This is a genomic window from Bacillus sp. CDB3 (assembly GCF_002081505.1).
GTDB classification, from domain to species: domain Bacteria; phylum Bacillota; class Bacilli; order Bacillales; family Bacillaceae_G; genus Bacillus_A; species Bacillus_A cereus_AT.
In genome coordinates, this window is sequence record NZ_ALBR01000017.1 from 1 (window position 1) to 25,827 (window position 25,827).

Here is a 25,827-nt window from a genome sequence, read left to right on the forward strand (position 1 = left end):
ATTTAGGATGCTTTTTGTTTGTATAGAAGTGCGCATGTGATAGATAATTGGAATATTGGAGGGGCAATATGTGGCAATTATTATAACAATGTTATTAATGGGAGTTTTATTAGGGTTTGTCGGAGCAGGAGGGGCAGGATTTATCATCGCGATACTCACTTTAGTATTCCATATCCCTATTCACGTTGCTCTTGCAACATCTCTAACTGCTATGGCATTTACGACATTATCTGGGGTATGAAGTCATTATAGAGAAGGGAATGTTGTGCTTGTAATAGGCGGAATTGTTGGGGGATTTGGAGCGATTGGTTCCTTTATTGGTTCGAAGTTTGGTTCGCTAATACCAGCGAATCTTCTACACTGGTTTACAGCGGGAATGTTATTTTTATCTGCAATTTTTATGTTTATTAGATTAATTATATTTCAAAAAAAGGAACGGTCGTCTTTAAAAGGGCGTAACGAACTTTCGAAAGATAACTTGATTAAATGTATATGTCTCGGACTGGTTACTGGAATGTTAGCTGGTTCATTTGGGATTGGTTCAGCACCTTTTATCCAACTCGGATTAATAGTTCTATTAGGATTAACAATTCAGCAGTCTGTAGGGACGACAATGCTTGTTATATTACCAATCGCAATTGGAGGTGGGCTTGGATATAGTTCGGAAGGGTATTTAGATTATGTATTATTAGTACAAGTTTTAATCGGGACAATGTTAGGGGCATATATAGGAGCTAAGTTTACAAATTATGCACCTCGCATGCTTTTAAGGTTTTCAATGATTATGACACCGATACTAGCTGGATGTATGTTGTTAGTAGAGTAAAGAAAACTATTAATACATTTTACGAATGAATTATGTAAGTAATTCATATTTCCCATATAAAAGGATTTGCTTTAATATAATGAGTGTAAAGTTCGAGTATTCGAAGTATTACTTGAATTATATCCCTATCCCTTTTCTAAAAAATGCGAACAAGTTTTGCCCTATTCTATTCAATAGTTTATTGTATAGAAATATATTGTTCGATGACCATTATGGAACGCACATAATGGGTAAATCCCGATCCTTAAAGAGGATGCCCCTAATCTTCATGTGAAAATATGATCGGATAAGAAAGCTGGCCAATTTATGGTCAGCTTTCTTTTTGTTCAAAAACTATTTCTTCTCTAATTTCTGTTTGCAATAATAAAGCTTTTCCAAAACGACGTTTACATTCCGCACGCACTTTTTCAATGGCTAGTAGCTGAGTAGTGGCAGGAACTGTTACGATAGCTTGGCGAGGTTTTCGATTTTCTTCACAAAAGACACATTCCACAACATATTTAGAAATCATATTTTCATCCTTCCATTTTTAATTTCTAAGAAGGGATTGTCTATGAAGTTAATGTGATTTTTCGTCATTAGTTTACTTTTTTCCTCTTTTTTCAAGGAGAAAATGATAAAGAAGGTGAAATTTTATAGGGGAGGGATGTATATATATGGAAAGATGGGTAGGGTGTGCAGCAGTATGTCTAAATGAAAGAAATGAAATTTTAATGGTATTGCAAGGGCAAAAGGGTGAAGAAAAAAGGTGGTCTGTTCCAAGTGGTGGGCTTGAAAATGGAGAAACACTAGAAGAATGTTGTATTCGAGAAGTTTGGGAAGAAACGGGTTACGATGTGGAGGTTGTAAATAAAATATACGAAAAAGAAGGTATTACATACGGGGTTCCTGTATACGTTCATTATTATGTCGTTAAAAAAATAGGCGGTAGTATGAAAATCCAAGATCCTGATGAGTTAATACATGAAATTGCTTGGAAGAGGATAGATGAAATGAAGGAATTAACGCTATCTTTCCCGGAGGATTATAAGATTTTAAATAAATATATAAATAAAAAAGCGAGTGTTTAAACACTCGCTTTTTAATGTATCCAAGATAAGAAAAGCGGAACGATAACTAAACTAGCTCCGGCTGTTAAAAGCATTGATAAACTTGCAATTGTACCTTCGACAGGACCGATTTCAAATGCTTTTGATGTTCCGGTTCCATTCGCGCTAGTACCTAGCATTATACCTTTTGCGAGCGCTGTTTTAATGCGGCATATGCGTATGAGAGTAGGACCGAGTAATGCCCCAGTTAAGGCAGTTAATACGACGAAAACTGCTGTTAATTGTGACATGCCACCAATCATTTCTGAAATAGCCATTGCAATAGGTGTCGTTACAATATGTGGTGCTAAACTCTGTTCGATTGATGAATCAATTTGAAAAAAATTAGCTAATAGTGCTGAAGTAATAACTGATAGAAAAGAACCGACAATGACATTAATTAAAATAGCAGTTCCATGTTTTTTTAATAGATCAAAATATTTATAGATTGGCCATGCGAAAGCAACCGTTGCAGGTTTTAATAATTCTGTTAACCAATGACCACCGGATTCGTAGGTTTCGTATGGTGTATCTAATCCGAGTAATAAAGCAATTAAAATGATTGGGCATACAAGAAGGGGAGAAAGTAAGCTCCAATTCCAGCGTTGATACATTTTTTTAGATACCCAATATGTGAATAGTGTTAATAGCAAACAAAGAAAGCCGATCATTGTGTTGATCCTTTCCGCTTTAATAGCAATTCTGTTAATAGTCCTGTTACGAGAGTGACACAAAGTGTACTAATCACGATAATTAAAATGAGATCGATTCCATATTGTGATAATGTATCTTTGTAACGAATGACAGCGACGGCAGAAGGGATGAAAAATAAAATAAGTTCTTTTAATAAAAAGTCTGCACCGTCTTGTATCCATTCTTTTTTCACTATATTAAATTTTAATGAGATTAATAATAAAAAAATACCGATTATACTTCCTGGAACTGGGAGGTGTGCCTGTTTTGTGATCCATTCACCTGTCCAAGCGAAACAAAATAATAATAAAATTTGTCCGCTTAATTTCCACCATTTCATACAGTAACCACCTCTTTCTTTTTTTACATAATAATTGTAAAAAAGAATTAACAATTTCTACTATACGTTCATTCGAAATATTTGTCTAATATATAAATTATATGTTATTAATATATTAGATGTATTAATCGAAAATGAAAAGGGTGTCCAAAATGGAATTACGGCATTTGCAATATTTTGTTGTAGTGGCAGAGGAATTACACTTTGGACGAGCAGCTGCTCGTTTACAAATGACACAACCACCGCTTAGTCAACAAATTCAGCAATTAGAAAAAGAAATGGGAGTTATGTTATTTTCAAGAACGAAGAGAAAGGTTGAATTAACAGAAGCGGGAGAAATGTTTTTAAAAGAAGTAAAAAAAGCGTTTGAACAAATTGAAAAAGCAGTAGAAGTTGCACAAAGTGCGCAAAGGGGAGAAGTTGGATCACTTTCAATTGGTTTTGTAGGTGCGGCGATATATGATATTTTACCGTCAATCGTTAGGGAGTATAGAAAGAAATTTCCGAGAGTGTCTGTAGCATTACATGAATTGTCCACACCGGATCAGGTGCATGCACTTCATGATAATCGAATTGATATTGGATTTTTACGTCCGCCAATTCCAACGCAATTACTTGAGTTAGAACCAATTCAAAAACTTTCGTGTACGTTATGTTTACCGAAGGCACATCCGCTCGCTGAAAAGGACGAAATACATATCGAAGATTTAAGGGATGAACCGTTCGTATTTATTACGAGACCAGTATGGCCAGCGTTATATGATACAATTCTATCGCTTTGCCGCGATGTAGGTTTTAGTCCGCACATTGTACAAGAAGCAACAGAGTATCAAACTGTCATGGGCCTTGTAGCAGCAGGTATTGGAATTACGGTGATACCTGTATCAGCAAATAAATTGTATAAAACAGAAGTTGTGTATAAGGAGCTATGTGACTCTAATTTTGTAGCAGAAATGTCGGTGGCTTACAAAAAAATGAATAGTAATCCAGAGCTGTTAGAGTTCTTAAAAATTGCAAGAGAGAAAAAAAGGATTGAAGTGGAAGATGAGAAGGGTGAGCAGTAATCATGACGGAGAAGGGATTTAATTAAGATACACAAAACTACACCTTGTTAAACAATAAAGCGGAAATGCACCTAAATTGCATTTCCGCTTTATTGTTTTTTAGCTCGATACTAAATAGATAAACATGTTCGTTTTCTTTTAAGAGTAGATCGATACCCGTTTCTTCATCAATTGTAGGGACACTTATAGTTTCTTTATTTGTTGGGATTACAGCGGCTAAAATCGTTTTTTGATTGTATTTTACGTTTTTAGTAGATTGAATTGTAGTAGTTGCAGAACTATTTACGATTGGAGGAGACTCTTCAGGAACAAGCGTTGCACCACCGTCGATATTAATATACCATTGGCCTTTTTCTTGTACATCTTTATCAAATTGGAGATGTGGTGCTATGAAGGAAAGCCTTATGCTCTTTTCTGAAAAATGTGATGAAGCTATGTTAGCAATTTCTTTTACTTTTTTACCATTTTGATAATAGTCAATTGTAGCATGGAGTTCATCTTTATTATTTTTGATTGTAACGTTATAAAACATTCTATTTCCTTCTCCTATAGGAGTCATTTGTAAAATATCAGATTGCTCTTTTGTTAACTTATATGGTTTAACAGTGGCGCCTTCATTGTTTTTTAGTGGGCTACAACTAGTGAAAAGTAACAAAGAAAGAATAAACAGTAATTTTACACGCATATAACCCCTCCTTTTTACAATTATAGTATATAAATGGTTTTATTCCCATTTTATTTTCTAGGACTAAAGGCTTAGTAAAGATTCCGATTGAAGTGCGATGTTTAAAATGTCATATTTTTATACACTAGTATTATAGAAGGAGTATGTTATGAAGTGAGGTAGGGGAAGAAATTTATGTCTTTATTTCGGTTGGCGAGAAAAAATATACAAAAATTTGCTACCAGAAGGTTAAAACAATTTATGTGGATTGTTATGAATACAATGATTTGTTTTTTTATGATATCATTCCGGTTCAATGAAGCTGTAATAAGTAAAGCGGAATATACACCTATATTTGTAAAGTGGTTTTATGCAATGTTTCTATTTGTAATTTTTGTGTGTATGTTCATTACTTATAAAATGACAGCCTCTCTTTTACAGAGTAGAAGAGAGGAGTTTAGATCGTATGAAGTAGTGAATATGAAGAGAAAAGAAATGTTATGTTTATTATGCCAGGAGCAATTATTAACTTACGGAGGAGCTTTCGTTTTCGGATTAATTCATGGTATGTTATTTTTGAAATTATTTATTATTATTTTTATGAAAGTAGTAGGAATCCAAGGAGTAGCAAATGCACCAATTACGGTGTATGCGATAATGGTAACAGCAGTTGTTATGATAACCGTCATTATAATATCGATGTGGCAATGTTGTAGATTTATACAAAGGTTAAAAGATGAAAAGTCATATGAAACGAGGAGAAAGGCATGAGAAATCATGGCTTTTTCTTCATTTTACACATGTTATTAATCATGATACAGTGGGAAGAACTGAAAAAAGAGTTAAGAAGAAAGGTTGTATGGAATGATAAATGAGCAAGCGATCGTAAAAGTTGATCGATTAACAAAGCGAATTGGTTCAAAGACGTTAGTAGAAAATATTAGTTTTGAAGTGAAAAAAGGTGAAGTAGTTGGCTTATTAGGACCAAATGGTGCTGGGAAAACGACATTAATGCGAATGATGGTTGGAATGATTCGTATGACAGAAGGAGAAGTATGGATTGATGGTCAATCTGTAAAACAGCAATTTGAAAAAACTGCTGCGAAAATTGGTGCTGTAATTGAGGCACCGGAATTTTATCCTTTCTTAAGCGGCTATGAAAATTTAACATATTTCGGACGAATGAATGGCAATGTGACCGAAGAACGTATCGATGAAGTAGTGCAATTGTTGGGAATGGGACAAGTGATTGATCGTAAAGTAAAAGCATATTCACTCGGTATGAGACAGCGTTTAGGAATTGCCCAGGCGCTTATTCATGATCCAGACGTATTAATACTAGATGAACCAACGAACGGATTAGATCCTAGTGGTATACATGAAATGCGGATGTACATAAAGAAAATTGCACATGAACAAGGAAAGGCGGTTCTTGTATCTAGTCACTTACTTTCAGAAGTAGAATTAATGTGTGACAGAGTTATTATTATTCAGCACGGAGAATATGTCGCAACACAAAATATTCAAAGTGACAAAAAGGAAGAAACGGAAAAAATACATATACGTGTAGATGATGTGAATAAAGCGACAGAAGTTTTAGAATACGATGTTTTAGTAAAAGAAAACGAATTAGTTATAAACGTGAAAGATGAAGAAATTCCAACTATTCTTCGTACATTGATGGAGAAAAACATTCAAGTTTATCGTGTATATGAAGAAAGAAAAACGCTGGAAGAGCAGTTTTTAGAATTAACAGGAGGAAAAGATATTGTTTAATTTAGTTTATAACGAGTTGTATAAAATATTTAAGCGAAAGCGAACGATTATTCCTTTTGCAGTTATTGCAGTATTAATTATTGGATTAGGATGGGTTACGGTCAAGTATTTAGAGCCAGAAACAAAAGGGTGGAAAGCGGATTATACAGAACGCACTGTAGAAATAGAGAAAAAACTCGGCATGAAAAAAGCGGATATTTTAGCAGAAAAGTCAGGGGACGAGCTTGTAAAGGAATATCAGCTTAAAATGAAGTATTTAGATACGGACACAGCACCGTCAAGTAGTTCTCCGCTTTCATTTATGAGAGATACAGGTTTTATCGTATTTCCAATTTTGCTTCCGTTTATTCTTGTGTATGCAAGTACAATTTTTGCGAATGAATACAGCTGGGGAACATATAAATTTTTAACGATCCGTCCGGCAAATCGATTTAAAATATTAACAGCAAAATTTTTAGCAATCGTTATATTTGCAGCGTTATTGTTTATATTTAATATGATTTTCGCTGCTTTATGTGGACTTGTTATTTATAAATTCCAACAGCCTGCATGGAGTGAATTTATTTTCCAAGATGGAAATATTATAAAACAAAGTATTTTTATGGAAGCAAGTAAGTATTACGTTTTATCGTGGCTACCAACTCTTGTGTATGCTGCATTTGCCTTTATGATTTCCGTTTTAACTAGATCGAGCGGAGGTGCAATCGGAATTTCTCTATTTCTCGCATTATCAGGAGGAATAGCGCTAATTCCGGCAGCGAGATATGAATGGGCGAAATATTTATTACCAGCGAATACAGATTTATATGGGCTTTCAAAGGGTGGGAGCTTTATTGATGGGGTAACATTCCCATTCGCTTCTTGTATGCTTCTTCTGTATTTAATTGTATTTCTAGGGATTTCCTATACAGTATTTATAAAACGAGATTTAACAGCATAAGCAAAAGCCGTTAAGGATTAACTTAACGGCTTTTTGTATGTGCTAATTGATGAATAGCCTCTTCGGCTAATAAGGCGAAATACTCCGCGCTAATAGGTAATGCTTGCTCATCTACTGTAAAAGCTGGATGATGCCATTCATGTGTACCACTTGTTCCCATAAAGACGAATGAACCTGGTGTTTCTTGTTGGTAAAAAGAAAAATCTTCTCCGGCCATTGATGGTGTAGGAGAGATAACGTTTAGATTCATTTGCTCTGCAATTTGAATAGAAAGATTAGTGAGTGTTTTATCGTTATGAACAGCAGGAGGGCCTGGGTAAAATCGGAATTCTGTTTTTACACCTAGTGCATCAGAAACCCCTTTAATAATACGCTCCATTAATGCTGGAATCTTTTCACGTGTTTCAGTTTGGAATGTACGTACAGTTCCTTCTAACGTAGCTTTTTCAGGAATAACGTTCCACGTATTTCCTGAATGGATGTTTGTAACACTAACAACTGCATTATGAGATGAACTTATATTTCGACTTACAATTGTCTGCAGTGCCATAACAATTTGAGAAGATGCGACAATAGGGTCTACGCCAGCATCTGGTACAGCTGCATGTGTACCAACTCCGTGAATTTCAATTTCAAACCGATCAACTCCGGCCATTAGTGGCCCATCTTTAATACCGATTGTACCTACTGGTAAATCATGTTTATTATGCATACCAAAGATAGCTTGTACATCCTGTAAATGTCCAGCTTCAATAACTTTGCAAGCGCCATTACTACTTTCTTCAGCTGGCTGGAATATAAAGCGGACAGTTCCGTTAAGAGAAGATTCTTTTTCCTTTAATAAATAGGCTGCACCAATAGTAGCAGCTGTATGAAAATCATGCCCGCAAGCATGCATTTTACCGTGATTTTTCGAAGTGTACGGTAAATTTGTTTCTTCTTGAATAGGAAGGGCATCAATATCAGCACGAACTGCTACAACGGGACCGTTTTTATTACCAGAAATTTCAGCGATAATTCCTGTTTCTAAATTGGAATCAATAATAGTAATGTTTGCTTCTTCTAACCAATCTTTTATCGCTTTTGTTGTTTCAAACTCTTCATATGATAGTTCTGGATACTCATGTAAATGTCGACGAATAGAAATAAGTTTTTCTGTTAATTGATTTGGAATAGATGCCACGTATTATGCCCTCTTTCTTAAACGAAGTATTTACTATAAGTATACAACAATAAAAGAGAGGATTCTCAAGTGAAAATCCTCTCTCGTTTATGCAGCCACTTTTTTATGTGTATGATGTTTTTGATAGCGTCCACGCATTGCATAGGCAATTTGCGGGATTGCGATACCGATTAAAATAAGTGATACACCGAACCATTGTGAAGATAGTACAGCTTCTTTTAAAACGAATACAGACATAATAGTTGTAACTGGTAGTTCTGCTGCACCAAGAATAGTTGCTAATCCAGAACCGATTTTTGGAATGCCAATTGTAAAGGCAATAGATGGAATAACGATACTAAATATTCCTAATCCTAAGCCGTATTTCCAAAGTCCTTGAGAAATGGCACCGTTCATAATAAATGTTGGCGGGAATACGAGCATTACTAAAGTTAAAGCACCAGCCATTAAAAGAACACCGCGCGGTAATGAAGGCACTTCAACAGCAACTTTTCCGCTCACGAAAATGTATGTTGCGAATGTAACGGCAGATAATAAACCTAAAATGATTCCAGTCGTATCGAAATCACCTGCTGATTTTTCTAGTAAACCACTTGATAAAAATGTACCTACAAGTAAGAAAATAACTGAAATAACTTTTTCTCTTGAAGGTAATGTTTTCGTTGCGACTGCTTCAATGATAATCCCAACCCAAACGAACTGGAATAAAAGTATAATTGCAATAGAAGCTGGTACAGTTTTTAATGAAGCATAATAAAAAATGCCAGTAAAGCTTGCCGATGTTCCTGCAACGAATAAAATTAACGCTTGTTTTAATGGAACACGGTGTCTAGAAAATAGAAGTGTAATAGTAAGCAAAATAATCCAACCGAACAAATATTGGCTACCAATTACCTCTCCGAGTGAAAATCCTTCTGCATAAGCAAGTTTAACAAAAATAGCTAAAATCCCATAACTACACGCTCCTAATAAAACTAAAAGAGAATAACGAAGCATGAAAAATTCCTCCCATCTATATGCAATTGTTCCGTAACGGACATATATAACTAGAGGGAAGTATACAAAATTAAAAATAAAGGGTCAACTGAAAGAAAAGTGCGACATTTTATAGAATAATAATAAAAGTATGATATTTATGCATAATCTTGAAATTAATAATAATTAAAGTATTGTAAAATCAGCGTTACATTGTATAAAGACAGCATTTGAAAAAAATATTTTTTCAGGTCAATATGTGTGAAGTTAATTGTAATGTGCTAAGTATTTGAGAAACTGTGAAACCTTTGTTATGTTAGTAACAATTAGGAAGAGCTTTATAATCCAATTGAGATTGTTCTATATAATAGAAGGAAATGAAAACGTTTTATTAGAAACTGTTTGTAAAGATAGTTTTTCTTATTATCACGTTGTTAAAGTGAGTTCACGAATTGTTCATAGTATTTTTATGTGTTTTTGCTACAATATGTAAGGAGAGGAGTGAAATCATGCAAGATATTAGTATTTTTTTAGCGTTTGGCGCTGGGTTTCTATCATTTATTTCCCCATGTTGCTTACCGCTTTACCCGGCATTTTTATCATACATAACAGGTATGTCGGTTTCTGAATTGAAAGAAGAAAATGCAATGCTTCGCAAAAGAAGTATGATACATACAGCGTTTTTCTTACTTGGTTTTTCAATTATTTTTATTGCGATTGGATTTGGTACAAGTTTTATCGGAGGCATCTTTACGGATTATAAAGATTTAATTAGACAGTTAGGTGGTATATTTATCATCGTGTTCGGTCTTATAATTGTCGGTGTGTTTAAGCCGAAGTTTTTAATGCAAGATCGTAAATTTACTTTTAAGAATCGTCCGAGTGGTTATTTTGGTTCAGTTCTAATTGGATTGGCATTTGCTGCAGGGTGGACACCATGTACTGGACCTATTTTAGTGTCTGTAATTGGATTAGCTGCAACAAACCCAGAATCGGCAATGATTTATATGATTGCTTACATACTTGGATTTGCTATCCCGTTTTTCGTACTTTCATTCTTTATTACGAAAATGTCTTGGATTAAAAGAAATAGTATGGCTTTCATGAAAATCGGAGGATACATTATGATTGTCATGGGGATATTCTTATATTTTAATTGGATGACGAAAATTATCGTATATTTCTCAAGTTTATTTGGTGGATTTACCGGTTTTTAGTATTATTCTGTGAAAATGTTGGAAATACTAACGGAAAAGCATATAATGAAAGTATATTTTGCATATAGCCACAAAAAAGGATGAGAAAATATGAACATAGTTCTTTTATCAAGTATTGTTGCTGTTTGTATGGCTGTCGGTGCGATGTTTATTCGTTTAAAAGCAGCTAAGAAACCCGCAACATTGAAAAAAATTATACTTCCACCATTTTTTATGAGCACGGGAGCATTGATGTATGTTTTTCCTGAATTTCGATTAACTCCAGCAGAAATGTTAGAAGCAATTGGTGTTGGGTTGTTTTTCTCTATTTTTCTTATTAAAACATCTAAATTTGAAATTAGAGGACAAGAGATTTATTTGAAGCGTTCAAAAGCATTTGTTTTTATATTAATTGGATTACTTGTAGTGCGGATTGTATTTAAAACATACTTAAGTCAATCTCTTGATTTAGGACAACTTAGCGGCATGTTCTTCTTACTTGCGTTTGCGATGATTGTGTCATGGAGAATTGCGATGTACCGTTCCTTTACGAAATTACAGAAGGAAATGGAAAAAGAAGACGGTTTTTATAATGAAAAAGATATGAAACTAACTTAAAACTGTATATGTATAAAATAAAAAGACAGCGCCAAAAACGCTGTCTTTTTATTTTATATTGTTAACATCCTCTATCCCAGTCGCGACGTATAAAACGTGTACCATCAAAAAAGCAATTTAAGTTTGGTGCTACGGATGGGGTAACTGAAATGATGTTTGGTTCTGAAGTTTCGTCAACAGAAATTGGTGGTTTAGTAGGATCAGGTCTTACTGTATATCGAACGCGAGCGGTATTTTGAATGAAACTATTTTGTGGTTCTGCTGTTACTTGAACGATAAATTGGACGATAACGGATTCACCGGGATTAACAGTCCCAATAATGATACCAATATTTGGATTTATTTCGGGGCGTGATACTCCATTTACTTTTACTGAATTCGGATAGAAAGTAACTTCAGGAGGTAGTACGTCGGTAATGAGTACATTATTTGCTGGTATAGTGCCATTGTTAGTGAAGGTAAGTGTATATGTTATGAAGTCACCGAGCTGGGCGCTATTTACATTTGCAGTCTTAATAAATGTGTTTGGCTCATTCGGGTTTACTTCTATCGTAATTGGTGGGGTTGTTGTCGTTGTTGTGACGGGTGGTCTAGTAGGATCAGGCTGAGAAGTATACGTAACTGATGCGATATTTGTAATCATTCTATTAGCTGGAAGTGTAATAACCTGTACTTGGAATGAAATAGTTACTGATTCTGATGGATTCAAGGTTCCAACTGGAATTCCTGTGGATGGATTTGCATTTGGAATTGGGATGTTATTAATTGTGACACTGTTTGGAATGAATGCTGTACCGATAGGAAGTGAATCTGTAACAGAAATACTAGTAAGAGGAATCGTACCTTCATTTTGGAATGTGATAGTAAATGTAATTGTATCACCTACTGAAACGATGGATTTATCAGCGGTTTTTATCGGATTAATAGTCCCGACGTTTACAGGAGTAATTGTAGTAGGTGTAGGTGTAGTAACGGATACAGGCGGTTTAGTAGGATCTGGTTGATATTGGAATGAAACGTTACCTTGGTTTTGAATTTTCCGTTTGGTGGAATTGAAGTAACTAGGACACGGAAAGAAATCGTTGCGGATTCAGAAGGAGCAAGTGTTGAAATAGGAATGCCTGCTGCAGGGTTTGCAGTTGGTTGAGACACATTGTTAATTGTGACACTATTTTGAATGAACGAAGTACCGACAGGAATTGTATCAGTTACAAGTATATTATTAGCGGGAATGGTACCTGTATTGTGGAGAGAAATCGTATACGTAATGATGTCACCTAGTGTAACTGTTTCCGGAGTAGCTGTTTTTTGCGGATTTAATATAGCTGTATTTACATTCGTTGTATTAATTGGAGTAGGGTCTGTAATGGTAATGGGAGGTTCACCAGGAACTGGTTCATATGTGAAAGTAACAGTTGCTTGATTTCGAATGATACCACCAGGTGGTACGCTCGTTACTCTCGCTTGGAATTGAACAGTTACTGTATCGTTCGGATTGACTGTTCCGACAGGTATACCAACTACAGGATTTACTCCAAGGTCCGGAATGCTATTTATTACAACGGTACCTGGAACAAATGTTAATCCATTCGCTAACGGATCAGTAATGATAACGGATGTCGCGGGGACCGATCCGCGATTTTGGAACGTTACTGTATAAGTGATGATTTCATTCATATCTACAATTTGTTTATTTGCTAGTTTATTTGGATTAGGGGTAGGGGTAATAACGGACACTTCAACAGTTGGAGTAGGATCTGTAATGGTAATAGGAGGTTCACTAGGGTTTGGCTGGAATGTGTAAGTTACAGTTGCTGTGTTTTTAATAATACCGTCTGGCGGGAGTGCAGTTACAGTAACTTGATAAGTTAATGTAACAATTTATCCTGGAGTTACAGTCCCGACATTTACGCCATTATTTGGATTTGTCCCAGGTGTAGAAACGCCATTTATCGTGACGCTATTCGGAATGAAAGTAGTACCAGCTGGAGTAGGGTCTGTAATAATAACACCTGTCGCATTTATATTCCCGACATTTTTGAATGTAATTGTATATGTGATTGTATCACTAAGATTAATAACTTGAGGATTTGCCTGTTTGTTAGGGTTAATGGTAACTTCACTTACTTGTGTTTTTGTTGTTGGAGTAGGTCTAGTAGTCGACACGGGTGGTTTAGTAGGATCCGGTTGATATTGGAAAGAAACCGTTCCTTCATTTTCAATAAAGCCTGTCGGTGGTATAGACGTTATTTTAACTTGGAACGTTACAACTGTTGAAGTATTAGGTGTTAGTGTACCAATAGAGATTCCGGAACTAGGAACAATACCTGGTTGAGTGGTTCCGTTAATTGTCACGCTATTTGGAATGAAAGTAGTACCAGCTGGAATTGGATCAGTTATGATTACATTCGTCGCAGGGACGGTTCCTGTATTTTGCAAAGAGATTGTATAAGTGATTGTGTCACCTAATAAAGCAAATACTTTATCAGCGGATTTTGTAGGGTTTGTCGTTGCAGTATTTACATTTGTTGTAGTAGGTGGGGTAGGGGTAGTCACTGTTAATGGTGGTTCACTAGGATTAGGTTGGAATGTGTAGGTGATAGTAGCTTCATTTACAATAATTCCGTTAGGTGGTATTGAAACAACACGAACTTGGAATGTAACAACGACCGATTCACTAGGATTTAATGTGCCAAGAGGTATGCCAAGAGCTGGATCAACATTACTAGTCGATATACCGTTAATTGTAACACTATTTGGAATGAAAGTAGTCCCGGTTGGAATAGGGTCTGTAAAAACAACGCCTGTCAACTGTACAGTTTGTAAGTTTTGGAAGGTAGCGGTGTACGTAATGATATCACCTATATCAACGTTGTTTCGATCAGCTGTTTTCGATGGATTAATGATGCTGTTAATGATTTCAGTATTAACTGGAGGTGTTTCCTCTGTTTCGGTAATAGGTGCTTCATTTGGATTAGGTTGAGATGTAAAGGTGACTGAACCAACGTTTGTAACAACCCCATTAGGAGGTATATTTGTAATCGTTACTTGGAACGTGATGGTTATTATTTGATTAGGCTGTATTGCGCCGATAGGTATCCCGATACTTGGGTCAATCCCTGGTTGTGAAATACCATTTACTGTAACAGAATCCACAATAAATTGTGTACCTACTGGTGGTTGGTCAATGATAGATACATTCGTCATAGGAATATTTCCGACGTTTTCAAGGGTGATTGTATAAGTGAGTGTATCTCCAATATTGGCAAGTTGTAAGTCTACTGCTTTTGTTGATTCTAGTTCTGCATTTTGCACAATTGTTTCTGCAATTGGAGTAGGTGTTGTTGTTGTAATAGGTGGGAGATTCGGGTCTGGTTGAGATGTGTAAGTGACATTTGCTTCATTTGAGATAATGTCATTTGGTGGTAGCGCAGTTACTTGTACTTCTAAAGTAACAGTCACTATTTGTCTAGGGTTTAATGTTCCAACTGGAATTCCTGTTGCTGGTGTCAAATTAGGTTGTGGAATGCCATTAATCGTAACACTTCCAGGAATAAAAGTAGTTCCAGTAGGGATAGAATCAGTAATAATGACATCGGTTGCAGGTATATTACCAGTATTTTGAAGGGTGATTGTATAAGTGAGTGTATCACCAATACTTGCAAACTCACGATCTACTGTTTTTTGCGGGTTCGGGTTAGCGGTACGAACAGGTAATGTTACGGTAGGAGTCGTTTCTGTCGTTGTAATAGGAGGTTCGCTAGGATTAGGTTGAGAAATATAGGTAACAACTGCTGTATTTTCTATTTTTCCGTTAGGTGGAATAGCATTTATTTGTATTTGGAACGTAGCTGTAACAGTTTCGCCAGGGTTAACTGTACCGACGGAAATGCCTGTAATCGGGCTTACACCAGGTTGAGGGATAGTATTTACTGTAACGCTATTCGTAACAAAAGTTGTACCCGGAGGTAAAGAATCTGTAATTGTTACACCTGTAGCAGGTATAGTTCCTTGGTTTGTAAATGTGACAGTATAAGTTACAATATCGCCAACTTCTGCAAACGTAAGGTTTGCAGTTTTTGTTGGACTTATGACTACAGTTTGGATAGGAGTCGTTGTTTCAGGGGTCGTTTCTGTTTTTGTGACTGGAGGTAAGTTTGGATCCGGTTGATAATTAAATGTTGCACTTCCTTGATTGCGTATTTCGCCACTAGCAGGGATGTTCACTACTCGTACTTGGAAAGTAATGGTCGCTCGTTCGGATGGTGCTAAAGTTCCAAGTGAAATTCCTGATGATGGATTGGTTCCTGATTGAGGAATACCATTAATCGTAACACTATCTGGAACAAATACAGTACCAGGAGGGATAGAATCTATTACTGTTACATTCGTAGCAGGGACAGTACCGGTGTTTTGGAATGAGAGCGTATAGGTAATGATATCATTTAATGCAACGAAGGAGCGATCTGCTGTTTTTTGTGGATTTAGTGTTGCGGTATTAACTGCCGTTTCTGTTTCAGGAGTTGTAATAGTTGTCGTAACAGGAGGTTCATTCGGATTTGGCTCATATGTGAATGTTATATTTGCTTGATTTCTAATAACGCCCCCAGGCGGGATACTATTTACTACACCTTGGAACGTAACGGTAATACTTTGACCAGGATTTACAGTGCCAACTGGTATACCAATTTCGGGATTTTCTCCAATTTGTGATATTCCATTCACAACAACGCTACCTGGAACGAATGAAACACCAGATGGAAGTGTATCTTTTACGATAACGTTTGTAGCGGGGACGGTCCCTCTATTTTGGAATGTTACGGTAAAAGTAATCGTATCTCCTAAATCAGCAATTTGTCGATCTGCAGATTTTGTAGTCGTCGGATTTGGATTGTTAATTGGGATGTTCACACTTGGAGTCGTAGTAGTTGTTGTAACGGGAGGCTCACTTGGATTCGGTTGATATTGATAAGTGAAGGATGCTTGGTTTCTAATTACCCCATCAGGTGGTAAATTTGTAACGACAACTTGATACGTGATTGTTTTTGTTTCTCCGACAGAAATAGTGCCGAGTTGTATTCCAAGTTCTGGATCGGAACCAGGATTCGAAACGCCATCAATCGTAACACTATTTGGAACAAAAATAGTCCCGTTAGGTGTAGGGTCTGTAACGACTACATTTGTAGCTGGAACTGTCCCATTATTTGTAAAAGTGACCGTATAGGTAATTGTATCTCCTATATCAGCAACTTGTTTGTCTGCAGATTTTGTAGGCGCTGTAACAACGGTCCCAACTTGTGTTTCTGTTTTAGGAGTTGGGGTCGTTTTTGTAACAGGAGGTTCATTTGGATTAACAATATGATTAAATGATACAATGCCTTGGTTTTCTATAAGGCCATTTGGTGGCACACTTGTAACTTGAACCTGGAATGTAATTGTTTTTGCTTGATTTGGATTTAAAGTGCCGATTGATATACCGTTTTCAGGATTACTGTTAGGTTGTGAGACATCATCAATCGTGACGCTATTTGGAATAAATGTTGTACCGTTTGGAATTGGATCGGTTAGTACAATATTCGTTGAGGGAACAGTGCCGTTATTTTGTAAACTAATTGTATACGTAATAATATCACCAATGTCAACGAAAGTACGATTAGCAGATTTTGTAGGGTTAACCGTAGCGGTATTAACAGCGACTGTAGTAGGTGCTGTCGGTTCAGTTGTTGTAACAGGAGGCTTTGTAGGATCCGGCTGATACGTATATGTTGTTGAAGCCTCGTTTGTAATAACACCTCCAGCTGGAACTTGTGTAACAAGAACTTGAAATGAGAGTGTTTTCGTTTCACCAGGATTAATTGTTCCAACTGGAATTCCTAGTGCTGGATTTGAATTTGGAACGGGAGCATTATTTAAGACTACACTATTCGGAATGAATGTTGTACCAACAGGAATGGTATCATTAAAAACTACATTCGTAGCAGGGATCGTACCATCATTAGTAAATGTAATCGTATACGTAATAATATCACCAATATCAACAGTAGTTTTATCCGCCGTTTTAACAGGGTTTGTAATAGCAGTGTTAACAGGAGTAGTAGTAGGTGGTGTAGGGTTTGTTGTTGTAATAGTTGGTTTTGTAGGATCCGGTTGATACGTAAATGTTGTGGTTCCGATATTTCGGATTAAGCCATTCTCTGGGAGAGAGGTAACTTGAACTTGGAATGTAACTGTAGCAGTTGCGCCAGCAGCGATTGTTCCGATTTGTATACCACCAGCAGGATTTACACCAGGTTGTGAAGTACCGTTAATTGTGACACTATTCAGAATAAAAGTAGTGCCACTTGGAATTGGATCCGTTACAATAACGTTTGTTGCAGCGATGTTTCCTGTATTCGGTACAGTAATCGTATACGTAATAATATCACCAATATCAGCAATTTGTGGACTAGCAGTTTTTGTTGGATTTACAATTGCAGTTCGCACAGAAGTGGTTGTTGGAGGTGGTGTTGTCGTAGTTGTCGTTGGGGGTTCAGTCGGGTTCGGTTGCGACGTAAATGTTATATTTGCTTCGTTAGTAATCGTTCCATTGGCTGGAAGAGAAGTGACTTGAACTTGAAATGTGACAGTTGTAGTTTGACCAGCAGGAATTGTACCTAACGGAATGTTTGTTGGTGTTACGCCAGATTGTGCCGCTCCATTAACTGTAACACTGTTTGGAATAAACGTAGTGCCAGTAGGGATAGGGTCGGTGATAGAAACATTCGTTGCTGAAATATTACCGTTATTTGGAACAGTAATCGTATACGTAATGATGTCACCAATATTCACAATTTGCTGGTTTGCACTTTTAGCCGGATTAATGATTGTGGCATTAATTTGTGTTTCAACTATATTACTTGTAGAGTTTCTGTTAATTGGTGGTTGATTTGGTGGATTATATTGAAAGCTTGAAGTTGCACGATTTGGAATAGGATTTGGTATAGGGAGGGTATTAACTCGAACTTGAAACGTAATTGTAGCATTCCCGTTTGCAGCAATCGTTCCTACATTTATACCAGTAGTAGGATTATCAGCAGTAGAAGTACCATTTACTGTAACGCTACCTGGTACAAACGTTGTACCAGTGGGAGGTATGTCTGTAATGGTAACATTATCGGCGGCTAATGGAGCTTCGTTTGTAGCGGTAATCGTATACGTAATCGTATCACCGATGGTAGCAATTGTTTTATCGACTGTTTTTGTTAATGCGACATTAGCTGTGAAAATGTCTGTATTAACTATATTACTAGTTGTTGTTCGAGTAATAGTAGGTGCATTAGGAGCTGGTTGGAATGTGTAACCAAATGCTGCTACGTTACTGGCGATAGGTGGGGTAGGGATACTTGTTACATCTACTTGAAAAGTAATTGTAGCAGAACCACCAGCAGGAATATTATTAATAGGAATTCCAGTTGAGGGGTCGCCAGCTGTTGGAGTACCATTAACAGTTACACTGTTTGGAACGAAAGTGGTGCCAGCTGGTATGGGGTCTGTAAATGTAACGTTTTGGGCAGGAAGTGTTCCGGTATTTTGGACAACGATTGTATAGGTTAAACGACTTCCTATTGTTGCTATTGCCATTAGATTCGTCCTTTCTAAATGAATTTAAATCCGATCAATAGTTAGACATTTACAAATAGCATCAATTCACAATTTAAAACTGGTTCCATTTGTAAATATTTATGGAAAATGAGCTCGTCATTGCATCCTATTCAAATATAAATGGATAGGAATAGGCAAAGGCTTTTTTTTTGCCTAAATGAGCTCGTACGTATATAAATGTAACTTTTTTGTTTTACTCGCATTAAATGAAATAGCGAGTAAATATTTATTTTAATAGAAAGGAAGTGAGGTTTTTGGCTTTCGTACAAACATATACGAAAACGGATTCTTTATTCATGGTGCATACAGGAAATACAGTGGGGATGCGTGGTATTACAACAGCGACAGCTTATCAATACAACGCATTAATTACAAGAAATACTGGCTTAACTTTTGCAGGGGTTCCGTCTTCAACGGATCCATTAACTTTTGCAGGAACGACGAATGATTGGACATTAAATGGTTCTTGGGCAAGGCTCAATCCTTCATTAGCGGATGTACCTGAAACGGCGACTGTAGATTTTGCTATGTTAGTTTGGCAAGGGACATTGAGCGCAACTGTGACAGAAACAGTGGTAAATAACAATGTACCTACTTTACAAACACCGGATGGGGTCACTCATACAATTACGAGTGTTCCTGCATGGGGAGAGACGAGATCAAGTGGAACATTTCAAGGCACCATTTATACACGTGCTGCAAATGTAACAAGTATTTTGCAAGGACTTTCAAACCGAGCGACAGGAGATTATTTTGTAGAAAGAATTCCAACAGCGAATCCTCCAACGCAAGGGACAGGAGTAGGATGGGCATTAGTTGTTGTGTATCGTGATAATTCATATCCTGTTAGGAATGTTAGTTTATATACTGGTTTACTCATTTCTACATTGGGTGAGACAGCGACGATTTCAAATTTCATCACTCCAGCTGTAGCGCCGGTTAATGCTCGTGTATTTACAATGGCAATTAATGGTGATACAGATGCGACAGGTGATAGATTTAACTTAAATGGTACGGGACTTTCAGGACCTAATAATTTAATAAACAACTTTTTTGCTTCACAGGTAAATAATTATTTAGGGAATTTAGATACAATTGGTAGTTTCGCAGACCGAAACATGCCAATTGGGACAGCTGCAACTAATCGGCGTGCTGAATTTGACGTGACCAATGTCCCTGCTAATGGTGTATTAACGGCAGGATCTACTTCTACGACGGTTAATATTCCAAATACATTTGATTATATTTATGCAGGTGCTGTAGGATTACAAATAGACTTAGCGGAGGCTAAATTAACAGCCGTAAAATCAGTAACTGTTAGTTAAAATAAAAAAGATTGCTCTAAGCTAGCAATCTTTTTTAATGAGAATTATTTCGCTAATAAAGATTTATAGTTAGAATAATCAATCTCTTTTTCTTGCAGTTTCTTTACTAAAAATTTATGGTCACGCTTCGGTGTGGCAACGATATATCCTTTTATAATTAAATCTTGTGTAATCTTCGATGCATGCTCTTGAAGTGCAAGTTCACCAATTTTACCAGCGATTTTTGATTTTGCAACATCGCGAAATAGTTCCGGAACAGGACTTACGAGCTCTTCTAACAATTGTTTTTGTTCGTCATTCCATAAATGTCTCGTTTTATTTATGTAGTGTTCTTCCCAATCTAAAATGGACATACCGTCTTCTTTTGGTAATCGTTTTAAAAATTTTCTGAACATAAAATATCCACCGATAGACATAAGTCCTAATAAAATAACAGTCCATAATACAATAAACCAACTGAACCATCCTTCGAGCAAGTGTATCCCCCCTTAATGATTGCGGTTTTCTTTTATTCATATTATAAACAGTGAGATTCATAGAAAGCAAGAACGCTTGGTCATTTTGACCAAGCGTTATAGTTTAAACGAAGTATAGTTGTTCAACACATAACTTATTATTTTCGTCTTCAACATACTCAATAATAAGTGTGCCAACTTTACGATCTTTATCTTCAGTTGTGAAAATAGAGTAAGAAGTAAAACGTGTTGTTGATAGGCCGCTTATATGTGTAGGTAATGAAATGTAGTCGTTATCGCGGAAGAATTCCATCAGTTCAATGTCTTCAAATTCTTTTCGGTCAACTTGTTTGTTTGTATAGCGGCGTTGAAGTTGTTTTAAAGATTCATTCCAAGAAATTGCTTTTGTGTCGTATACCATTGTTCTATCTCCTTACTGTATGTAATTACTAAGAACATACGTTCTAATCTAGTATACTCTTTTTATAAGAAAAGGGAAAGCAAAAAATAATGTAAGCTTGGATTTCCAAGCTTACATTATTTTGCGTCCGTCATAATCTCTATTTTTTATTATAAGTTACATAAGAATAAGAAACAAGATGATATATATTATGTTGATAGTTTTCAAAATTCTGTATATTATCAATGTATTATAAGAAAAGGGAATGAGAGGGATGGCATACGTAATTTCACTTCAAGGACCGATGGCAAGTGGGAAAACGACATTAGCGAAAAGGCTAGAGCAAAATAGGCTTCCGGTTATATATGAAAATCCATATCCAATTATAGAAAAACGAAAAGAATTAAATTTGGATATTTACACAAAAGAGGGATTTATTACAAATCAAAAAATGTTCATTGAAGCAAAAATAAAAGAGTTTCAAAATGCAAAGGGATCGGTCGTGATATTTGATCGCGGGCCAGAAGATATTGAATTTTATACACTTTTTTATCCGAAGATGATAGGGAAAGAGTGGGATATAGAAACAGAATTAAAAGATGAATTGTATAAATTAAGAGAATGCCGTTCGGATGCAATTTTTTATTTAGATGTTTCGAAAGAAAATTTATATGATAGAAAAAATAATGACAGGGCAAGAAATCGAAGTACATTTGAGGAACAATTTAAATTAGTAGAAACTGAAAAAGAATGGTATAAACAATTTCCTGTAACTTATGTGGACACGAATATATTAACAGTGGATGAGTTAGAAGGATATTTTATGGGCTGGTTAAAGGAGAAAGGACTATGAAAAAAATATTATTATTCGTATACCCAACATTTGCGGAGTTTGAAGTTACAGTAGCAACAGCATTGCTGAAAAAGAAATATGAAATCATTACTGCGGGCTTAACAAAAGAGTTGATTATAAGTGAAACAGGTTTGCAAGTACAACCACATATAGAATTAAGTGAAGTACGTGTAGAAGAATATGAGGGGATTATCATTCCAGGGGGAGACGCAGTACATATGAAAGACGCAGATATTCTCTTTTCAGTTATTCGCCAATTTTCTGAAAAAGAAAAATTAGTAGCTGCGATTTGTGCTGGACCGTATGCACTAGCAAAAGCAGGTTTATTTAAAGAGATTTCTTATACAGCAACTATAGATTATCAAAAGTTAGATTGTTTTCCAGTAGAAAATTTTGTATATAAAGAAGTTGTACAACACTCAAATATTATTACGGCACAAGGACATGCTTTTGTACCATTCGGAATAGCAGTTGCTTCTTATTTTGGAGTAGCGAACGAACATAATACAAATTTTTATGGTGGTAAGGGCAATATGATGATGGAGAAGCTTTTACTGAAAAACGTGTAAAAGCTAGCATTTGCTAGCTTTTTTCCTTTTTACATCGATAAATTGCTAACGTTTTTGGATCACTCCAAATACCGTCATGAAGAGTTAATTCATTTTCTATTTCTTTTTTCAGCCACTCCTTCATTTCAGCATGAAGATACATATTATCAGGTATATTCAGCGATGGAAACATGCTAGAAATATAGTTTATAATTGGAGAGGCATGATGGAAAATGAGTGCATTATGAATAATTGTTTCTTCAACAGTTGAAAAAACAGATTGTAGTATCTCTTTACCATTTTCTAAACAAAATGGAACTACTGCTGGTGATGTTTTTGGTAAGTCAAATGCGTCTAGCATGCTGTTACACATTTCAACTATACGAGGCATTGAAACTTTAGAATTTGTTGTAGCTAAAAGTGAGCCACCGGGACGAATTACTTTATGGAATCCTTGAATTGTTTTTTCTACATCTTTCATGTGGTATAACATATGCCTTGCGATTACCCAATCATAACAATTAGCTTCGAAAGGAAGTTTACTAGCATCACCCAGTTTCCATTCGATTATATTATTCTTTTTTGTAGCTTCAGAAAGCATAGTTTCCGATTGATCAAAACCGGTTAGATCTCCTTTATGACCGTTCGTTTGTAAAAGGGAAAGGAATTTTCCGTTAGCGCACCCGACCTCTAATATTTTTTCTTCCCCTTGAAGTTGTAAATGTTCAATGACGACTTTATCTACATTCACTCGTTTCTCTTCGAAATGTTTATGCGTATCGATACGTGTTTGTAAATGGTTGCTTACGCTGTATTGGCGTTTTACATCATTCATTTTTTCACATTCTACCTTTATGCAAAATTGCTGGATCGCATGTGTTAATACGTCTGTTTTATTTAAACCTTCGTAATGGAGTGCTGTTTCAAATCTTTCAAGTAATTTTCTTCAATTCGAAAATGAATATCTTTTCGCTTCGCCACTGAAATTTCACTCCTTTGCATCTGTTAGTGAGACTATAGCACGCCTGAAAAAATTGTGTAAATAATTTGTGTACACAAACTAGAGAGGAATAAAAAATTGTTTGAATATGATTTTAAACTATTGACGATTTAACCGTTTTCATATATTCTTAAATTAAGTAATATTCAAATAATTCAAAAGAAATGAGAGAGTCACATGCTTCTTCAAGGAACACATCGAATTGGTCGTATGGCCATGCTGTTGGCACTTGCGGATGAGAATGAAAGCCCTGTATTATCTATTCCGAAAGGTTGGAAATATTGTACTGGGAAAGTTGGTTCGATGAATTCGCAAAAAGTTGTAGCAGCAATGGAAACAGCGGCTAAGAGCAACCGAGTTATTGAAACAGACGTTTACAGAGAAACACATGCACTTTATCATGCAATCATGGAAGCTTTGTACGGAGTGACGAGAGGTCAAATTCAGTTAGCAGACGTTCTTCGTACAGTAGGACTTCGCTTTGCGATTGTGCGCGGTACACCATACGACGGAAAAAAAGAAGGCGAATGGGTTGCTGTAGCACTTTATGGAACGATTGGTGCACCTGTAAAAGGATCTGAGCATGAGGCGATTGGTTTAGGAATTAATCACATATGATTTGCCCATAGTCTATTAGTTAGAAGGGGGCCTTACTTTTTTAGGACAGAAGTCTGTCTTAAAAAGATAAGGTCCCCTTTTGCCTTTATAAGGAGGAAAAAGAATGATTACGCTAACAGGACACACATTGACAGTTGAAGAAATGAAGAGGTTGTTACTTGAAGGTGAAGGTGTAACAGCTTGCCCAACTAGTATGCAAAAGGTGGCAGAGTGCCGCGAAGTTGTCGAGAAAATTGTAGAGGACGGAAAAGTCGTTTACGGTATTACAACTGGTTTTGGAAAGTTTAGTGATGTGCTTATTCAAAAAGATGATGTAAAGGCACTTCAGCACAACTTAATTCAATCACATGCATGCGGGATAGGCGATCCATTTCCTGAAGAAGTATCACGCGGTATGTTAATTTTACGAGCGAACACGATGCTTAAAGGAGTATCTGGTGTTAGACCGCTTGTTGTAAATATGCTTCTTGAGTTTGTAAATCGTAAAATTCACCCAGTCGTTCCGCAACAAGGTTCACTTGGTGCGAGTGGCGATTTAGCACCTCTATCTCATCTTGCTCTTGTTTTATTAGGTGAAGGTGAAGTGTTCTATAAAGGGAAAAGAGTTCATGCGATGGTTGCTCTTACAGAAGAGGGACTTGAGCCGATTGAACTTGAAGCAAAAGAAGGTCTTGCATTAATTAATGGCACGCAGGCGATGACAGCGCAAGGAGTACTATCTTATATAGAAGCAGAAGCAACGGCTTATCAAGCTGAATTAATTGCCTCTATGACAATTGAGGGATTACAAGGCATTATTGATGCATTTGATGAAAATGTGCATAAAGCACGCGGTTATAAAGAGCAAGTGGAAGTAGCGAGCAGAATTCGTGACATCCTTCAAGATAGTAAGTTAGTGACAAAACAAGGAGAACTTCGTGTACAGGATGCATATTCACTTCGTTGTATCCCACAAGTACACGGTGCTTCTTGGCAAGTTTTAAATTACGTGAAAGAAAAATTAGAAATTGAAATGAATGCAGCGACAGATAACCCACTTATTTTTGATGGCGGGGAAAAAGTAATTTCAGGTGGTAACTTCCACGGACAACCGATTGCATTTGCGATGGACTTCTTGAAAGTTGGAATGGCAGAACTTGCAAATATTTCAGAGCGTCGTATTGAACGCTTAGTAAATCCGCAATTAAATGACCTACCACCATTTTTAAGTCCAGAGCCAGGACTTCAGTCTGGTGCAATGATTATGCAATATGCAGCAGCTTCACTCGTTTCAGAAAATAAAACGTTAGCACATCCGGCGAGTGTAGATTCAATTCCGTCGTCAGCTAACCAAGAAGATCACGTGAGTATGGGAACAATCGCTTCACGTCACGCACATCAAATTATTCAAAATGCAAGACGCGTTCTTGCGATCGAGATGATTTGTGCGATGCAAGCAGCGGAGTATCGAGGAATCGAAAATATGAGTACAGTGACGAAGAGCTTCTACCATCAAGGTCGTCAACAAGTACCTTCTATTACAAATGACCGCATATTCTCAACGGATATTGAAAATATTACACATTGGTTAAAAACGAATTATTCGATAAAAGAAAGATTAGATGTAAACGCAGCACTATAAAAC

21 protein-coding genes and 3 pseudogenes are annotated in these 25,827 nt (G+C 36.4%); 14 read left to right on the plus strand and 10 right to left on the minus strand.

Annotated elements, in window-relative coordinates; translation table 11 throughout:
• Positions 1–70 precede the first annotated feature (70 nt).
• Positions 71–826 (plus strand): annotated as a pseudogene (locus CDB3_RS06100) (sulfite exporter TauE/SafE family protein).
• 310 nt (positions 827–1,136) lie between these two features.
• On the opposite strand, the gene CDB3_RS06105 reads toward CDB3_RS06100, so the two are convergent.
• A complete protein-coding gene (locus CDB3_RS06105) occupies positions 1,137–1,337 on the minus strand; it encodes a DUF3903 domain-containing protein (RefSeq protein ID WP_128853772.1) in 201 nt (66 codons plus the stop codon).
• A 145-nt stretch (positions 1,338–1,482) separates the two neighbouring features.
• Between CDB3_RS06105 and CDB3_RS06110 the strand changes: the two genes are divergently transcribed.
• A complete protein-coding gene (locus CDB3_RS06110) occupies positions 1,483–1,896 on the plus strand; it encodes an NUDIX hydrolase (RefSeq protein WP_128853773.1) in 414 nt (137 codons plus the stop codon).
• Positions 1,897–1,907: 11 nt separating this feature from the next.
• Here CDB3_RS06110 and CDB3_RS06115 read toward each other — a convergent pair whose 3' ends face one another.
• Positions 1,908–2,585: an LrgB family protein gene (locus CDB3_RS06115; RefSeq protein ID WP_097829120.1), complete on the minus strand. Its 678-nt coding sequence runs from the start codon at positions 2,583–2,585 to the stop codon at positions 1,908–1,910.
• Entirely contained in the window at positions 2,582–2,947 is a 366-nt protein-coding gene (locus tag CDB3_RS06120; protein ID WP_002014397.1) for a CidA/LrgA family holin-like protein, read from the minus strand. The genes CDB3_RS06115 and CDB3_RS06120 overlap by 4 nt, the downstream gene beginning before the upstream one ends.
• 152 nt (positions 2,948–3,099) lie before the next feature.
• On the opposite strand from CDB3_RS06120, the gene alsR reads away from it, so the two are divergent.
• Complete coding sequence (alsR, locus tag CDB3_RS06125) at positions 3,100–4,011, plus strand: acetoin biosynthesis transcriptional regulator AlsR (RefSeq protein ID WP_071770777.1); 912 nt, start codon at positions 3,100–3,102, stop codon at positions 4,009–4,011.
• A 37-nt stretch (positions 4,012–4,048) separates the two neighbouring features.
• Here the strand turns inward: alsR and CDB3_RS06130 are convergent, their stop codons facing one another.
• Positions 4,049–4,696: a histidine kinase gene (locus CDB3_RS06130; RefSeq protein WP_128853774.1), complete on the minus strand. Its 648-nt coding sequence runs from the start codon at positions 4,694–4,696 to the stop codon at positions 4,049–4,051.
• A gap of 174 nt (positions 4,697–4,870) precedes the next feature.
• On the opposite strand from CDB3_RS06130, the gene CDB3_RS06135 reads away from it, so the two are divergent.
• The 3 genes from CDB3_RS06135 (at position 4,871) to CDB3_RS06145 (ending at position 7,391) form a co-directional block, all read left to right on the plus strand.
• Complete coding sequence (locus tag CDB3_RS06135) at positions 4,871–5,446, plus strand: FtsX-like permease family protein (protein WP_128853775.1); 576 nt, start codon at positions 4,871–4,873, stop codon at positions 5,444–5,446.
• Positions 5,447–5,539: 93 nt separating this feature from the next.
• On the plus strand, positions 5,540–6,451 hold the full coding sequence (locus CDB3_RS06140; RefSeq protein WP_128853776.1) for an ABC transporter ATP-binding protein: 912 nt from the start codon (positions 5,540–5,542) through the stop codon (positions 6,449–6,451).
• Positions 6,444–7,391: an ABC transporter permease gene (locus CDB3_RS06145; protein ID WP_128853777.1), complete on the plus strand. Its 948-nt coding sequence runs from the start codon at positions 6,444–6,446 to the stop codon at positions 7,389–7,391. Before CDB3_RS06140 ends, CDB3_RS06145 begins: the two co-directional genes overlap by 8 nt.
• Before the next feature lie 22 nt (positions 7,392–7,413).
• Here CDB3_RS06145 and CDB3_RS06150 read toward each other — a convergent pair whose 3' ends face one another.
• Together CDB3_RS06150 and CDB3_RS06155 are read right to left on the minus strand one after the other, a co-directional pair.
• Positions 7,414–8,574, minus strand: a complete 1,161-nt coding sequence (locus tag CDB3_RS06150) for a M20 peptidase aminoacylase family protein (protein WP_128853778.1) — start codon at positions 8,572–8,574, stop codon at positions 7,414–7,416.
• Positions 8,575–8,661: 87 nt separating this feature from the next.
• A complete protein-coding gene (locus CDB3_RS06155; protein ID WP_097829113.1) occupies positions 8,662–9,570 on the minus strand; it encodes an EamA family transporter in 909 nt (302 codons plus the stop codon).
• Positions 9,571–9,892: 322 nt separating this feature from the next.
• Here CDB3_RS06155 and CDB3_RS32930 point away from each other — a divergent pair, with 322 nt between their 5' ends.
• The 3 genes from CDB3_RS32930 (at position 9,893) to CDB3_RS06170 (ending at position 11,363) form a co-directional block, all read left to right on the plus strand.
• Positions 9,893–10,042: a peptidase T gene (locus CDB3_RS32930; protein ID WP_306295546.1), complete on the plus strand. Its 150-nt coding sequence runs from the start codon at positions 9,893–9,895 to the stop codon at positions 10,040–10,042.
• A gap of 16 nt (positions 10,043–10,058) precedes the next feature.
• Complete coding sequence (ccdA, locus tag CDB3_RS06165; RefSeq protein ID WP_071747706.1) at positions 10,059–10,766, plus strand: cytochrome c-type biogenesis protein CcdA; 708 nt, start codon at positions 10,059–10,061, stop codon at positions 10,764–10,766.
• Between the two features lie 90 nt (positions 10,767–10,856).
• Positions 10,857–11,363 carry a CcdC family protein gene (locus tag CDB3_RS06170; RefSeq protein ID WP_001028439.1) on the plus strand — a complete coding sequence of 169 codons (507 nt, stop codon included), beginning with the start codon at positions 10,857–10,859 and terminating at the stop codon, positions 11,361–11,363.
• 61 nt (positions 11,364–11,424) lie between these two features.
• On the opposite strand, the pseudogene CDB3_RS06175 reads toward CDB3_RS06170, so the two are convergent.
• Positions 11,425–18,983, minus strand: a pseudogene (locus CDB3_RS06175) (DUF7507 domain-containing protein).
• A 275-nt stretch (positions 18,984–19,258) separates the two neighbouring features.
• Between CDB3_RS06175 and CDB3_RS06180 the strand changes: the two are divergent.
• On the plus strand, positions 19,259–20,329 hold the full coding sequence (locus CDB3_RS06180; RefSeq protein WP_128853780.1) for a hypothetical protein: 1,071 nt from the start codon (positions 19,259–19,261) through the stop codon (positions 20,327–20,329).
• Positions 20,330–20,373: 44 nt separating this feature from the next.
• On the opposite strand, the gene CDB3_RS06185 is transcribed toward CDB3_RS06180, so the two are convergent.
• On the minus strand, positions 20,374–20,805 hold the full coding sequence (locus CDB3_RS06185) for a DUF2621 domain-containing protein (RefSeq protein ID WP_128853781.1): 432 nt from the start codon (positions 20,803–20,805) through the stop codon (positions 20,374–20,376).
• 103 nt (positions 20,806–20,908) lie between these two features.
• Positions 20,909–21,205, minus strand: coding sequence for a hypothetical protein (locus CDB3_RS06190; protein WP_128853782.1), 297 nt, complete (start codon positions 21,203–21,205; stop codon positions 20,909–20,911).
• Positions 21,206–21,458: 253 nt separating this feature from the next.
• Between CDB3_RS06190 and CDB3_RS06200 the strand changes: the two genes are divergently transcribed.
• Both CDB3_RS06200 and CDB3_RS06205 read left to right on the plus strand, forming a co-directional pair.
• Positions 21,459–22,037 (plus strand): AAA family ATPase, encoded by a 579-nt coding sequence (locus tag CDB3_RS06200; protein ID WP_128853783.1) that lies wholly within the window; start codon positions 21,459–21,461, stop codon positions 22,035–22,037.
• Complete coding sequence (locus CDB3_RS06205; protein WP_128853784.1) at positions 22,034–22,606, plus strand: DJ-1/PfpI family protein; 573 nt, start codon at positions 22,034–22,036, stop codon at positions 22,604–22,606. Before CDB3_RS06200 ends, CDB3_RS06205 begins: the two co-directional genes overlap by 4 nt.
• Before the next feature lie 13 nt (positions 22,607–22,619).
• On the opposite strand, the pseudogene CDB3_RS06210 reads toward CDB3_RS06205, so the two are convergent.
• Positions 22,620–23,587: pseudogene (locus tag CDB3_RS06210) on the minus strand (class I SAM-dependent methyltransferase).
• Positions 23,588–23,762: 175 nt separating this feature from the next.
• Between CDB3_RS06210 and hutP the strand changes: the two are divergent.
• Together hutP and hutH are read left to right on the plus strand one after the other, a co-directional pair.
• Positions 23,763–24,203 carry a histidine utilization transcription antiterminator HutP gene (hutP, locus tag CDB3_RS06215; protein WP_000926519.1) on the plus strand — a complete coding sequence of 147 codons (441 nt, stop codon included), beginning with the start codon at positions 23,763–23,765 and terminating at the stop codon, positions 24,201–24,203.
• A 103-nt stretch (positions 24,204–24,306) separates the two neighbouring features.
• Entirely contained in the window at positions 24,307–25,824 is a 1,518-nt protein-coding gene (gene hutH / locus CDB3_RS06220) for a histidine ammonia-lyase (RefSeq protein WP_016130081.1), read from the plus strand.
• Positions 25,825–25,827 lie beyond the last annotated feature (3 nt).

Coding starts and splice junctions, on each gene's coding strand:
- CDB3_RS06190 (WP_128853782.1), bottom strand. CDS start 21,205: ATGGTATACGACACAAAAGCAATTTCTTGGAATGAATCTTTAAAACAA.
- alsR (WP_071770777.1), top strand. CDS start 3,100: ATGGAATTACGGCATTTGCAATATTTTGTTGTAGTGGCAGAGGAATTA.
- CDB3_RS06105 (WP_128853772.1), bottom strand. CDS start 1,337: ATGATTTCTAAATATGTTGTGGAATGTGTCTTTTGTGAAGAAAATCGA.
- hutP (WP_000926519.1), top strand. CDS start 23,763: ATGCTTCTTCAAGGAACACATCGAATTGGTCGTATGGCCATGCTGTTG.
- hutH (WP_016130081.1), top strand. CDS start 24,307: ATGATTACGCTAACAGGACACACATTGACAGTTGAAGAAATGAAGAGG.
- CDB3_RS06135 (WP_128853775.1), top strand. CDS start 4,871: ATGTCTTTATTTCGGTTGGCGAGAAAAAATATACAAAAATTTGCTACC.
- CDB3_RS06110 (WP_128853773.1), top strand. CDS start 1,483: ATGGAAAGATGGGTAGGGTGTGCAGCAGTATGTCTAAATGAAAGAAAT.
- CDB3_RS06170 (WP_001028439.1), top strand. CDS start 10,857: ATGAACATAGTTCTTTTATCAAGTATTGTTGCTGTTTGTATGGCTGTC.
- CDB3_RS06120 (WP_002014397.1), bottom strand. CDS start 2,947: ATGAAATGGTGGAAATTAAGCGGACAAATTTTATTATTATTTTGTTTC.
- CDB3_RS06115 (WP_097829120.1), bottom strand. CDS start 2,585: ATGATCGGCTTTCTTTGTTTGCTATTAACACTATTCACATATTGGGTA.
- ccdA (WP_071747706.1), top strand. CDS start 10,059: ATGCAAGATATTAGTATTTTTTTAGCGTTTGGCGCTGGGTTTCTATCA.
- CDB3_RS06200 (WP_128853783.1), top strand. CDS start 21,459: ATGGCATACGTAATTTCACTTCAAGGACCGATGGCAAGTGGGAAAACG.
- CDB3_RS06205 (WP_128853784.1), top strand. CDS start 22,034: ATGAAAAAAATATTATTATTCGTATACCCAACATTTGCGGAGTTTGAA.
- CDB3_RS06140 (WP_128853776.1), top strand. CDS start 5,540: ATGATAAATGAGCAAGCGATCGTAAAAGTTGATCGATTAACAAAGCGA.
- CDB3_RS06155 (WP_097829113.1), bottom strand. CDS start 9,570: ATGCTTCGTTATTCTCTTTTAGTTTTATTAGGAGCGTGTAGTTATGGG.
- CDB3_RS06130 (WP_128853774.1), bottom strand. CDS start 4,696: ATGCGTGTAAAATTACTGTTTATTCTTTCTTTGTTACTTTTCACTAGT.